Annotated in this window: 8 protein-coding genes and 1 riboswitch; of the genes, 5 read left to right on the top strand and 3 right to left on the bottom strand. The window is 49.3% G+C overall.

Features of this window, described 5'->3' with window-relative positions; all coding sequences use genetic code 11:
- Nucleotides 1–63: 63 nt before the first annotated feature.
- From L0Y31_RS02515 to L0Y31_RS02505, 3 genes are all read left to right on the top strand, one after another.
- Entirely contained in the window at nt 64–3,243 is a 3,180-nt protein-coding gene (locus L0Y31_RS02515) for a SusC/RagA family TonB-linked outer membrane protein (protein ID WP_234735559.1), read from the top strand.
- Nucleotides 3,244–3,258: 15 nt separating this feature from the next.
- On the top strand, nt 3,259–4,758 hold the full coding sequence (locus L0Y31_RS02510) for a RagB/SusD family nutrient uptake outer membrane protein (RefSeq protein WP_234735557.1): 1,500 nt from the start codon (nt 3,259–3,261) through the stop codon (nt 4,756–4,758).
- A 180-nt stretch (nt 4,759–4,938) separates the two neighbouring features.
- A complete protein-coding gene (locus L0Y31_RS02505) occupies nt 4,939–6,276 on the top strand; it encodes an amidohydrolase (protein WP_234735555.1) in 1,338 nt (445 codons plus the stop codon).
- Between the two features lie 46 nt (nt 6,277–6,322).
- Here the strand turns inward: L0Y31_RS02505 and L0Y31_RS02500 are convergent, their stop codons facing one another.
- Together L0Y31_RS02500 and L0Y31_RS02495 are read right to left on the bottom strand one after the other, a co-directional pair.
- On the bottom strand, nt 6,323–7,237 hold the full coding sequence (locus L0Y31_RS02500; protein ID WP_234735553.1) for a S66 peptidase family protein: 915 nt from the start codon (nt 7,235–7,237) through the stop codon (nt 6,323–6,325).
- Between the two features lie 85 nt (nt 7,238–7,322).
- The gene (locus L0Y31_RS02495; protein ID WP_234735551.1) at nt 7,323–7,649 is read right to left on the bottom strand and encodes a DciA family protein; all 327 of its coding nucleotides are present in this window, start codon (nt 7,647–7,649) and stop codon (nt 7,323–7,325) included.
- Nucleotides 7,650–7,923: 274 nt separating this feature from the next.
- A riboswitch (SAM riboswitch) is annotated at nt 7,924–8,042 on the top strand.
- A gap of 190 nt (nt 8,043–8,232) precedes the next feature.
- Here L0Y31_RS02495 and L0Y31_RS02490 point away from each other — a divergent pair.
- The gene (locus L0Y31_RS02490; protein WP_234735550.1) at nt 8,233–9,552 is read left to right on the top strand and encodes an O-acetylhomoserine aminocarboxypropyltransferase/cysteine synthase family protein; all 1,320 of its coding nucleotides are present in this window, start codon (nt 8,233–8,235) and stop codon (nt 9,550–9,552) included.
- A 45-nt stretch (nt 9,553–9,597) separates the two neighbouring features.
- Complete coding sequence (locus L0Y31_RS02485) at nt 9,598–10,644, top strand: homoserine O-acetyltransferase family protein (RefSeq protein ID WP_234735549.1); 1,047 nt, start codon at nt 9,598–9,600, stop codon at nt 10,642–10,644.
- Here the strand turns inward: L0Y31_RS02485 and L0Y31_RS02480 are convergent, their stop codons facing one another.
- Nucleotides 10,645–12,273 carry an amidohydrolase gene (locus L0Y31_RS02480; protein WP_234735547.1) on the bottom strand — a complete coding sequence of 543 codons (1,629 nt, stop codon included), beginning with the start codon at nt 12,271–12,273 and terminating at the stop codon, nt 10,645–10,647.
- Nucleotides 12,274–12,339 lie beyond the last annotated feature (66 nt).

Here is a 12,339-nt window from a genome sequence, read left to right as displayed (position 1 = left end):
ATAAATTGATATTATATATTTGGTGAAGTGCAATTATTTTTTCTTAATCCAAACTATAAACTTATGAGAAAAGTACTATTACTGTGCTTCTTTGCTTTGCTCTTACTCCCCAGCAGTAAGCTCTGGGCACAGGAGCGGACAATTTCCGGTAGCGTAACGGCTGCCGAAGACGGAGCCTTTCTGCCAGGGGTCAATGTGGTGGTCAAGGGAACCTCACAAGGCTCAACTACAGATGCCGGAGGAAAGTATACGTTGTCTGTTCCTGCCTCGGGGGGAACACTGGTTTTTTCATTTATTGGCTTTGATTCAAAAGAAGTTCAGATTGGAAATCAGTCAACAGTCAATGTCGCATTAACATCAAACGCATCGGATCTGAATGAGGTAGTTGTAATTGGCTACGGAACGCAGCAAAAACGGGATCTTACGGGCTCAATTGCTTCCATTAGCGGAAAAGAAATTGCCACAGCTCCCGTACAGAGCTTTGATCAGGCTCTTCAGGGCCGGGCTGCCGGGGTGAATATTACAACACCTAACGGCGTCTTGAACAACCCGCCTGTAATTCGGATTCGGGGGGTAAACTCAATCAACCTGAGCTCGTCGCCGCTCATTGTTATTGACGGAATTCCTGCATTTACAGGAAATACCTCAGCGGTTGGAAGCGTAGCCAATAACCCGCTCAGTAACCTCAATCCGGCCGATATCGAAAGCATGGAAGTATTGAAAGATGCTTCTGCCAGTGCAATTTACGGTTCACGGGCCAGCGCAGGGGTAATCTTGGTAACAACCAAAAAAGGAGCCAAAGGCAGAGGTCGCTTTTCGTTTGATTCCTGGGCAGGCTGGTCAAATCCAGTACGGTTGTACGACATTCTGAATGCCGATCAATACATGACGATTAAGAACGAAGCCGTTCGTAACCTGAATGCAAACCGGGCTGCCTTGGGTCAGCCAGCAACAAACGTTGAAGGCTTCCGGCCAACACTGGATGCAAACGGAAACCCAATCGACACGAGATGGTATGATTATATTTATCGGACAGGCTTCTCTACATCAAACACACTAAGCTTCTCAGGCGGAACGGATAAGACATCGTACTACATGTCGCTGGGTTATTCGAATCAGAATGGAATGATCAAGCGGAATGAGTTCAAGCGGACCTCGGCTCGGGTAAACGTAGATCACAAAGTTTATAAAACGTTTACCGTTGGTGCGCGAATTGGTTACTCGAATAACTTCAACTCGGCGCCGAATACGGGTTCTTTAGCAGATGCTGCCTTCAACACGGCTGGTCTGGGTCGGTCACCGTTGGTATTGCCACCTAACGTACCTGCCTACAACCCTGACGGAAGTTATAACACGAGCGCTGCAGGTATTGGCGCTGGCGCAAACGTTAACCCACAAACGGGTGCACCTCTGTTGCCGGGCTATTACAACCCGGTTGTGGATTTGGATAAAAACTCGTTTACATCGGAGGGTAATGAAATTCAGGGAAGTGTATATCTGAACTGGGAAATTGTTAAGGGTCTTAATGCACGGACTACCTTCGGCGTTAATAACATTGGATTCGAAGATAAATCATTCCAAACGGCAATTGCCGGGGATGGATATTCTACGGGTGGTTCAGCGTCTAATTTTTACCGCACTAACAAGCGCTGGAACTGGCAAAATACGCTGCAATACGACCGGACATTCGCTGAAAAGCACAATTTCTCGTTGTTATTGGGTACGGAAGAGCAGCATACGGTTATTCAGCGTTGGGGTGCTAACCGCACGACACTGGCCGATGGTTTCTTCGAAACGTTCCAGGGTAACTTTACCAATATCGCTGCATCTGGAAACTATCAGAGTGAAAACTATCTGGTTTCTTACTTCGGTCGTTTGAATTACGATTTTGGCAAAAAATACCTGGCTTCGGTGAACTTCCGTCGTGATGGATATTCTGCCTGGGCCAATAAGTGGGGTAACTTCTACGGTGCCTCATTGGGTTACGTGATTTCGGAAGAAGCTTTCTGGAAAGATGCTGCTTTTGGAAATGTATTTAACTTCCTGAAGGTAACTGGTAGCTATGGAGAAGTAGGTAACAGCCAGGGAATTGATGACTTCGCTTCTTTGCAAACCTACTCATCAGCCCTGTACGGAGCCAATGCGACGCTGTATTTCAGTGGAGCTGGTAATCCTGCTTTAACGTGGGAAACCAGTAAAAAGACCGATATCGGGTTGACGTTTGGTTTGCTACAGGATCGTATTCAGGGTGATTTATCGTACTACAAAAACCTGGTTGATGGTTTGATTCTGAACGTGCCGCTTGCACCATCAAAGGGGGTGCCTAGTAACTCGATTCCAGCCAACGTAGGTTCGATGCAAAATACGGGTATTGAAGTAAACGTTAAGGTTAACGCGATCCGGAACGGTGATTTTAACTGGACAGTTAGTGGTAACCTGACAACGCTAAAAAACCGGGTATTGTCACTGGTTACGCAAGGGCAACGAATCGCAACGTCGACAGGTGATCTGGAAACCGTAAACTTCACAGAAACAGGTCGTTCGGTGGGTGAACTTCTAGTTGTTCGTTCATTAGGCGTGAATCCGGCTAATGGTCGTCGTTTACTCCAAAAAGCGGATGGAACAGTGGTACAGTATGACCACCAGGGTACAGGCTGGACAACACTGGAAGGCCAGACGACTACAGCGCCAACGCAGGCAGCAGATGGCGTTTATTATGGCCCAACGCTGCCAAAATGGTACGGTGGTCTGGATAATACATTCCGCTATAAAGGATTTGATCTGGGCGTATTTATCCAGTTCTCAGGCGGTAACTACATTTATAACGGAACAAGAGCCGGTTTAGGGGATATGCGTTTCTGGAACAACGGTACACACGTACTGGATCGCTGGACGCCAGAAAATCCGAATGGAACCGTTCCTCGTGTCGTTTATACGGATAACGTTTCTAACGGTTCGGCCCTGCCTATATCAGAAAATGTTTTCAAAGGCGATTTCGCTCGTCTGAGAAACGTTTCTTTAGGATATACACTGAACAGCACGTTGTTAAGTCGTCTGAATATTGCCAATGCACGGATTTATGCGCAGGTACAGAATGCAGCCTTATTAACCAATTACAAAGGAATTGACCCTGAAATCTCGACAAACTCGTCAGGCACCCGTAGCAACACCGGATCTGGCGTTGACCGGAACTCGATTGGTCAGGCGAGAACATTCACAGTAGGTATCAATCTTGGTTTCTAAACTATTCGTATGATAATGAAGACTTTTGTAAATAAAAAAATAGCAGTTGCCATCTGCACAGCCCTGGTGGCTGCGGGGTCGTTCTCCTGCCAAACCGATTTATTGAATCCAGTTCCTCAAACTCAGTTCTCTGATCAAGTAGTTTTTGATACGCCTGGACGGATTGCCTTGCAGGTTAACGCGCTCTATGACTACGTCAAATCGGGGGCCTTTATGGGCGGGCGTTATCAGATCTACGGCGATATACGGGCAAACGATTTTCTGAACCGGACCAGCAACAACGTAACCGGAAACGGAGTCTGGAACCATACCGTTACTGAGACGTCCCAGAATGACGTGATCAATTTATGGACAGATGCCTATTCGGCAATCAACCAGGCAAACGTATTTCTGGCGGGGATCGATGCAAACGCATCCAAATATGTGGTGCCTACCTTTCCGGCTGATTTTGCTACTGTCACGGCTAACCAGTACAAAGGTGAAGCCCGGTTCTTACGTGCCCTTAGCTATTACTCGCTGCTTCAGCTATACGCTCGTCCTTATATAGATGGGAACGGAAGCAAGCCAGGTTTGCCCCTGCGTTTACGGGCTGAAATCGATGCGTCGAATAACGACTTAGCCAGAAGCACCGTTGCGGAGGTCTACAACCAGATTCTGGAAGACCTGAATTTTGCGGAACAAAACCTTCCGTTAAATTACGGAACCAATGCAACGTTGAATACGACCCGTGCGCACCGCAATACGGCTATTGCCTTGAAAACACGGGTTTATCTGACAATGGCCCGTTACCAGGACGTCATTACGGAAGCTAACAAAATCGTTCCGGCAGCGGCTCCGTTTACGGCTGGATCAGGTGTTCCAAACAGCCTGAATGCTTCTATCGTGACTGTATTTGCTATTCCGCAGGAAACGACAGAAACAATTCTGGCTTTTCCGTTCACCGCGCAGGATGCTCCGGGTACGCAAAACCAATTAGGTTTCTATTTTCAACCCGCTCCAAATGGAGGTGCTGAGTATAGCTTGAATCCAGCCGGAATTTTAGCCAACACGACGGCTTTCCCAGCTACTGATGCGCGGCGAGCCAATTTTGTGACGGCCTCTGGCACTGAGTTTTTCCTGACTAAGTATAAAGACAGAACGCCGTTCCTCGATAAAGCTCACGTCATACGGTATGCAGAAGTAATGCTGAGTCTAGCGGAAGCAAGAGCGCGGACCACCAATTCGGTTGATCCGCAAGCACTGGCCTTATTGAACGCTGTGCGTGGTCGGTCAAATCCGGCGGGTGTTTATACGGCGGCTAGCTTTGCCAACGTGCAGGCTTTGGTAGATGCCATTCTGCTGGAACGTAGAATTGAGTTTCTGGGCGAAGGAATCCGCAACATTGACATCATGCGATTGAACGCTACTATTCCGGGTAAAGCGTCGGTTGGAGCTGTTCCTCCTTCAAGTACGTTGTATGTATGGCCCATCCCATCAACTGAGTTAGTGACTAACTCCTTGATCGTGCGGAACTAAGCCAGTTTTTAGCCAATTTTTCAGAAGCCATCCTGCGTTTGTAGGGTGGCTTCTGATTTTAATGACCAAAGAAAAAACAGCTTCCAACGCGCTAAAAAGACGTTTTGAAGTATCTTGGTAAAGAGTTAGTTAAAGCCGAAGGCATTGTAATTATTCATTATAAAATCTTAGAAATAATTCATGCGTACCATTTTTACAAATTTCTGCGCGGTTGCCCTAGCAGTTATTCCATTGATCTCTGAAGCGCAGTCGCCAGTCAAAGCCCAGGTCAGCAAGGTGGCGGACGGTCTGGAGAAAAAAGTCGTGGCGTGGCGGCGGGATTTTCACCAAAACCCAGAATTAGGTAACCGGGAGTTTAAAACTTCCGCTAAAGTGGCAGCTCATTTGCAAGCGCTGGGTATCGAGGTGCAGACGAATGTGGCTAAAACCGGCGTGGTTGGTCTTCTAAAAGGTGGAAAGCCCGGCCCGGTGGTAGCCTTACGCGCTGATATGGACGGCTTGCCCGTGACCGAGCGGGGCGACCTGCCGTTTAAGTCAACGGTATCGACGGAGTATAACGGCCAGCAAACTGGGGTCATGCACGCCTGCGGGCACGATTCGCACGTGGCCATTCTCATGGGCGTTGCGGAGGCCCTGGCTTCAGCAAAAAGCGAACTGAAAGGCACCGTAAAATTCATTTTCCAGCCCGCTGAGGAAGGACCACCCGCCGGAGAAGAAGGGGGCGCGCAATTGATGGTGAAAGAAGGCGTACTGGAAAACCCGAAAGTAGATGTCATTTTTGGCTTACACATCAATTCGCAAACGGAAGTGGGAACCATCAAATACCGCCCCGGTGCTACCATGGCCGCCGTTGACTTCTTCAGCATCAAGGTGAAAGGTCGGCAGGCACACGGAGCGGCTCCCTGGTCGGGGGTAGACCCCATCGTAACCTCCTCTCAAATTGTAACGGGTTTGCAAACCATTGTGAGTCGCAATCTAAACATCACGGAAGGGGCGGCCATCGTAACGGTAGGAGCCATTCACGGGGGCATTCGACAAAATATTATCCCGGAAGAAACCAGCATGATTGGCACCATTCGCACCTTTAGTCCAGAGGCTCAGAAACTGGTTCACCGTCGGATTGATGAGATATCGACAAACATTGCGGAAAGCGCGGGGGCCAAAGCCGACGTGAAAATTGACGTTATGTATCCCGTGACTTACAACGATCCACCGCTCACCGAAAAGATGGTTCCGACCCTGGAGACCCTGGCTGGCAAGAACAAGGTAGTGATTACACCAGCGCAGACGGGGGCGGAGGATTTCTCCTTTTATCAGCAGAAAGTACCCGGATTTTTCTTTTTCCTGGGCGGCATGGCCAAAGGAAAAACACCGCAGGAGGTAGGCTCACACCACACGCCGGATTTTTACATTGATGAAGGAGGCTTCACCCTCGGGGTAAAAGCCCTGTGCCACCTGACGCTGGACTATATGGAACAGTGGAAAGGAGCAACGGCCAGCGCGAAAGCAAAGAAATAAAAAGAAAGATCGGCGAAGAAAGTGTCTCCTCGCCGATCTTTTACGATCAAAACAGCAATGTTGCAGGGCTGTTTGAATCAACCGGGACGCTCAATGTTGCCAGCCGTCCGACGGGCATGGCTACGTTGCGGGGAACGTGCCCCACCGGAAAGTCAAAGCAGACCGGGTAAGTATAATCGGCAACGTGTTCAGCGATGATTTCATACGCCGTTTTGCCAAAAGGAGCCGTTTCATTGACGCGCATTTCTGAAAACTGACCAACCACCAGACCCGCTAAATTGGCCAGTCGTCCGCTCCGGCGCAGTTGCAACAGCATTCGGTCCAGCGAAAAATAACTTTCATCAATGTCTTCAATAAAAAGAATCTTGCCTGTATAATCTGGATCAGAAGGAGTACAGAGCATATTGGTCAGCAACGACAGATTGCCGCCTACTAACTGCCCTTGCGCTTCACTGGGGCGGTTTAAGGCATTTGCCGGAGCTGCATAAGGGGCGATTGTCTCGCCAAATAAAAGCTGTCGCAAGCTTTCCACCGCATCAGCCGAATCATCTTGGTCAAATAGCCGAGGCATCGTTGCATGGAGACTCTGAATGCCCAATGTATGAATGTGGCAGTGCAGGGCGGTAATGTCACTAAAACCAACAACCCATTTAGGCGACTGTCGGAAGTTGGTGAAATTCAGCCCATCTAGCAGCCGATAACTGCCATAACCACCCCGAACCGAAAATATAGCGCTGATTGTAGGGTCGTCAAGTAGCTGTTGTAAGTCCAACAGGCGCGTAGCATCATCCCCGGCAAATTGAAAATGACTGCTCGTTAACGTACGTCCTTCAACTACTTCCAAACCCCAGTCGTCGCGCAAAATGCGGAAAGCAGGTTGGAGCGTTGCGTAATCCAGGCGGCTGGCCATAGCTACTAAACCAATTTTTGAGCCGGGGGTGAGGAAGGGGGGCGAAATCATTAATGAATAAACGGCGAACCGCCAGAACGATGAATAACAGGAAAGCGCGTTGCTGCATTCGTGGAGGAAAAATGCATTTTATCCGTCAGATAAAAATCACGTCCTCAATGACATCGGTGCCCATCTCTTTGTTAATCAGCTGAATCATTTTTTGCTTGGCAATGACCAACTCGCTCCGTAGGGGGGCCGACGAGATTTCGATGTGTAGAATACGATTTTTAACGTAAAGACGGTTTGTGCGGGAGGCGATTGCCTTACCCATCATTTTTTCCCAGAATGCTTCGAGGTACGTTTCGTCGAAACGGGTTTGCAACTGATACGATTTTAGCATCTGCCCAATAGCATCTTTCAGCGAGGTAACCCCCGGCCGACGGAATACTTTATCTTTATCGTAGTGATAGAATTGGGACATGATTGGAATTGACTTAACACAAAAGTAATATACCATTTCGGCTTGATCGATAACTAGTAACAGGATTTTTTTCGGTCGCATCATTCTGCCGGGTAGGTGTTAGGGGTTTGTACCTAATAGGCGATTATGCTAAAAAGAGGCGAAAGTGATTGCACATACAGGCTTTCTTGCTTATAATTGCGCTATCAATTCCTCGATAAGGTTGGCTTTCGTCAATCTGTTCCACTTCTGCTGGTTCACCGGCTAGCTGTTTCGGCGGCTCAACGGTTCGATGGATTTATACAGAAAGAGGGGAGAGACCGGGCTCTGTAAACCTCTGGCAACCTGCTGCGTAGCAAGGTGCTAATTCCCGCCTAAGTTATCGCCTCGGCGATCCTGTAGGAAATATAAATCGCTAAAATCATGAATCTATTTCGATGTTGTATGCCCTCGGTGGGCAACTGAATCTTCTCACACGCGGCAACGAAGAACCGAAGCGGTTCCGTATGCACTGCTGTGCCTAACGGCACAGTAAATTCCTATCCCATATTAATTGCTCATTGCCGTGCGGCAATTGGGCAGCCACTCAAATTTTAGCAAAGAAATGGCAGATCAACCATTGCATTTTGAAACCCTGCAACTTCACGCCGGGCAGGAAGTAGACGGTACGACTAATTCACGGGCTGTGCCTATCTACCAAACGACGTCGTACGTATTTAATGACTCAGCGCACGGAGCTGATCTGTTTGCGCTGCGGGCGTTCGGAAATATCTATACCCGCATCATGAACCCCACTACCGACGTTTTTGAAAAGCGGGTGGCGGCTTTGGAGGGGGGCGTAGCTGCCCTGGCGGTGGCTTCCGGGCAGGCAGCCCAGTTTATTGCGCTGAACAACATCCTGAATGCCGGGGATAATTTCGTGACGACTTCCTACTTATACGGCGGAACATACAATCAGTTTAAAGTATCTTTCAAGCGGTTGGGCATTGACGTTCGCTTTGCCGAAGGCGATAACGTTGCCAGCTTTGAACGCCTGATTGACGAAAATACGAAAGCACTATACCTGGAAACCATCGGGAATCCCGGCTTTAATATCCCCGATTTTGAGGCGTTTGCGGCCTTGGCGCAGAAGCATGACATTCCCCTGATTGTTGACAATACGTTTGGCGCGGGCGGCTATTTGTTCCGTCCCATCGAACACGGAGCGGCAGTTGTGGTTGAGTCAGCTACAAAATGGATTGGCGGCCACGGCACAAGCATTGGCGGCGTAATTGTCGATAGTGGAAAATACAACTGGGGCAATGGCAAGTACCCGCAGTTTAGCGAGCCATCACCGGGTTATCATGGCTTGGTGTTTAGCGATGTTTTTGGAGTGAATGGTCCATTCGGGAATATTCAATTTATCATTCGCGCCCGCGTGGAGGGCCTGCGGGATTGGGGTCCGTCCATTAGCCCGTTTAACTCTTTCCTGCTGATTCAAGGACTGGAAACGTTGTCTTTGCGGGTAGATCGTACCGTGCAGAACGCGCTGGCGCTGGCCCAATGGCTGGAAAAACACGAACAGGTCGAAGCGGTTAATTACCCAGGTCTGGAAAGTAGTGCTTACCATGAACTAGCCAAGAAATACCTGAAAAGAGGCTTTGGCGGTGTGTTTACATTTAAAGTGAAAGGAGGCCGCGAAGCTGCTGATACGTTCGTAAACAGCCTGAAGCTAATCAGCCACCTGGCCAATGTCGGCGATTCGAAAACGCTCATCATTCATCCGGCTTCAACTACCCACCAGCAGCTATCCGAGCATGAGCAGGCATCGGCAGGTGTTGCCGCAGGCGTATTGCGAATCTCGGCTGGTATTGAGCACATTGATGACATTATAGCCGATCTTGAGCAGGCTTTTGCCCAAGTATCTGCGCCTGTGTTGAACTAATCTACTTGTCCCGCAACGCCGACGGGCGCTGCGGGACATGATTCTATGGAGACTAAATTTTTCGACTACAAATTTTCTTATCCGCTGGAATCCGGTGACGAACTTCCGGGCTTTCGGCTGGCTTATACAACACGTGGTACGCTCAATGAGAGCCGTTCCAATGTCGTTTGGATCTGTCACGCCCTAACCGGCAGTGCTGACCCCGGCGATTGGTGGGATGGCATGGTTGGTCCAGGAAAATATTTTGACCCGGAAAACCAGTTTATCATTTGTGCCAACGTGCTCAGTTCCTGTTACGGGTCAACCGGACCGTTGTCCATTAATCCGCGAACGAACAAACCATTTTACCATGATTTCCCGCTTGTGACAGTGCGTGACATGGCCGGGGCGCTGGATTTATTGCGGCAGGAATTAGGCATCGAACACATCCATACCTGTGTAGGAGGTTCACTTGGAGGCCAGCAAGCGGTAGAATGGGCCATTCAGCAGCCGAGTATTATTGAAAATTTAGTTTTGATTGCGGCAAATGCCGTTCATTCACCTTGGGGAATTGCCTTTAACGAGTCCCAACGCATGGCGCTGGCTGCGGATCCCAGCTGGCAGGAAAGTCGGGACGATGCAGGTATAACAGGCTTAAAGGCGGCGCGTTCCATTGCGTTGCTCTCTTACAGAAACTACGATACTTACGGCTTTACGCAGGCACTGGATCATAACGAACAATTAGATAACTACAAAGCATCCAGCTACCAGCAATACCAGGGTGAGAAATTGGTGAAACGGTTTAATGCTTATACCTACTGGCATTTAACGAAAGCCATGGACTCGCACAATGTCGGGCGAAACCGGGGCAGCATCATCAATGCGCTCTTGCGGATCAAGGCTCGAACGCTGGTGGTGGGCATTCGTTCAGATATTTTATTTCCACCCGCCGAGCAACAGTTTCTGGCGCGGCACATTCCCGATGCGCGTTACGAAGAAATTGACTCCCTATACGGCCACGATGGGTTCTTGATCGAGGCGAAGCCCCTGACGCAAATCATCCGGCGGTGGATGCAGGAAGGCAAGCGTGAAGAGGCGAAGGTGGAAGCGTAATTAAAACAAACGCTCGCCACCAATCCAGGTCTGAGATATTTTAACCTGTCGCAATTGCGGAGCCGGTATTTTCATGATGTCCTTGGGCAAAACCACAAAATCGGCTTGTTTGCCCGCTTCGATGGAACCACGTAGGTGCTCTTCAAAACAGGCAAAGGCCGCCCAGCGCGTCATGGCTTTCAGGGCCGATTCCCGATCAACGGCATTTTCCATCTGGTAGCCGCCCTGCGGATAGCCTTTTTCGTCCACCCGGGCAACGGCAGCGTGAAAGCCATAAAGCGGATTGACGGCTTCGACGGGAAAATCGCTACCAAAGGCAATCAGGTTGTTCTGCTTCATCAAATCCTTGAAGGCGTAAGCTCCTTTTACGCGGTTGGGGCCGAGGCGATCGGCGGCCCAGTACATGTCGGAGGTAGCGTGGGTAGGCTGAACCGAGGGAATAACCGAATACCGATTGAACTTCCAGAAATCATCCGGCGAGACAACCTGGGCGTGTTCAATGCGCCAGCGACGCTGGTTTGGCGCTTTTAGCAGCTTGCCGTATAAATCCAGAATCAGGTGATTGGAAGAATCGCCGATGCAGTGGGTATTAGCCTGAAAATCGCTTTTACTGATCAGCGTAAGTACGCGCTCAAGTTCCTGAGGATTCAGTAGCAGAAAACCACCGGTTTCGGGGCGGTCACTGTAGGGCTGGCGGAGACAGGCCCCGCGCGACCCCAAAGCGCCATCGGCGTAGACTTTGAAGGCCCGAACCGTTAAGCGATCGGTTTGAAAAGGCCCTTTCTTGAGGTAATAATCCAGATTGGATTCACCCAGGCTAATCATGACATAATCCCGAATTTTCAGCTTTCCTTCTTTCTGGATTTTTTCGATAAGTTCAATATCCGGGCGGTCGAGGCCCGCATCAGAAACACTCGTTAAGCCGAGTGAAACACATACTTTCTGTGCCGCCAACAACATGCGTTCCTTGTCTTTCGCATCGGGCTGCGGAATAACGCGCTTGACCATTTGCATGGCATTATCAACCAAAACCCCCGACGGTTCGCCATCTTTCAGAACGATTTCACCACCGGCTATTTTGGTGCCTGCCGTGATTCGGGCTAGGCGGAGGGCCTTGGAATTGACCAGCAGAGCATGGCCATCCACGCGCATTAGTGCAACAGGAACATTTGGAAAAGCGGCGTCTAATTTTTCTTTGCTCGGAAAACGTTTGTCTGTCCAGTCATTCTGGTCCCAGCCCCGACCAACAAGCCAGATGGCATCTGAATGCTTTTGGTGGTACGTTTTCAGCCGGTCAATTACCTCTTCGAACGAGTTTGTGCCAACCAGGTCAGCCTGGTCAAGGACCTGACCGAGGCCAAAGAAATGGGAATGAGGGTCGTAAAAGCCGGGATAAACCGGTTTGCCGCTCAAATCAGCCACGATATCGGCTTCGTACTGCTCTAAAATAGCCTTGTCCGTTCCAACGGCGAGGAATTTTCCGTCTTTCACCGCGAATGCCTGTGCGGTCGTAAAGGCCGAATCAACAGTATATACCGTGGCGTTATGGACAATAAGGTCAGCCTTTTTTTTAGTCGAACAAGCTTGGAGAAGAAAGAGGAGCAATAAGCCGAAAGCTGCTTTTTTCATTAGAATTTAAGATAAGCGGCTAAATATAGAAGAATTAAGGTTTAAAATGACAAGCAAAATTTGGCA

Source organism: Tellurirhabdus bombi, from assembly GCF_021484805.1.
Lineage (GTDB): Bacteria > Bacteroidota > Bacteroidia > Cytophagales > Spirosomataceae > Tellurirhabdus > Tellurirhabdus bombi.
The sequence above is the reverse complement of the archived record's forward strand: the minus strand, read 5'-3'. Positions and strand labels throughout refer to the sequence as shown.

What these genes read in the sequence shown, in the direction of transcription:
- L0Y31_RS02500 (WP_234735553.1), bottom strand. Translation starts at nt 7,237, where the DNA reads ATGATTTCGCCCCCCTTCCTCACCCCCGGCTCAAAAATTGGTTTAGTA.
- L0Y31_RS02490 (WP_234735550.1), top strand. Translation starts at nt 8,233, where the DNA reads ATGGCAGATCAACCATTGCATTTTGAAACCCTGCAACTTCACGCCGGG.
- L0Y31_RS02495 (WP_234735551.1), bottom strand. Translation starts at nt 7,649, where the DNA reads ATGTCCCAATTCTATCACTACGATAAAGATAAAGTATTCCGTCGGCCG.
- L0Y31_RS02515 (WP_234735559.1), top strand. Translation starts at nt 64, where the DNA reads ATGAGAAAAGTACTATTACTGTGCTTCTTTGCTTTGCTCTTACTCCCC.
- L0Y31_RS02485 (WP_234735549.1), top strand. Translation starts at nt 9,598, where the DNA reads ATGGAGACTAAATTTTTCGACTACAAATTTTCTTATCCGCTGGAATCC.
- L0Y31_RS02510 (WP_234735557.1), top strand. Translation starts at nt 3,259, where the DNA reads ATGAAGACTTTTGTAAATAAAAAAATAGCAGTTGCCATCTGCACAGCC.
- L0Y31_RS02480 (WP_234735547.1), bottom strand. Translation starts at nt 12,273, where the DNA reads ATGAAAAAAGCAGCTTTCGGCTTATTGCTCCTCTTTCTTCTCCAAGCT.
- L0Y31_RS02505 (WP_234735555.1), top strand. Translation starts at nt 4,939, where the DNA reads ATGCGTACCATTTTTACAAATTTCTGCGCGGTTGCCCTAGCAGTTATT.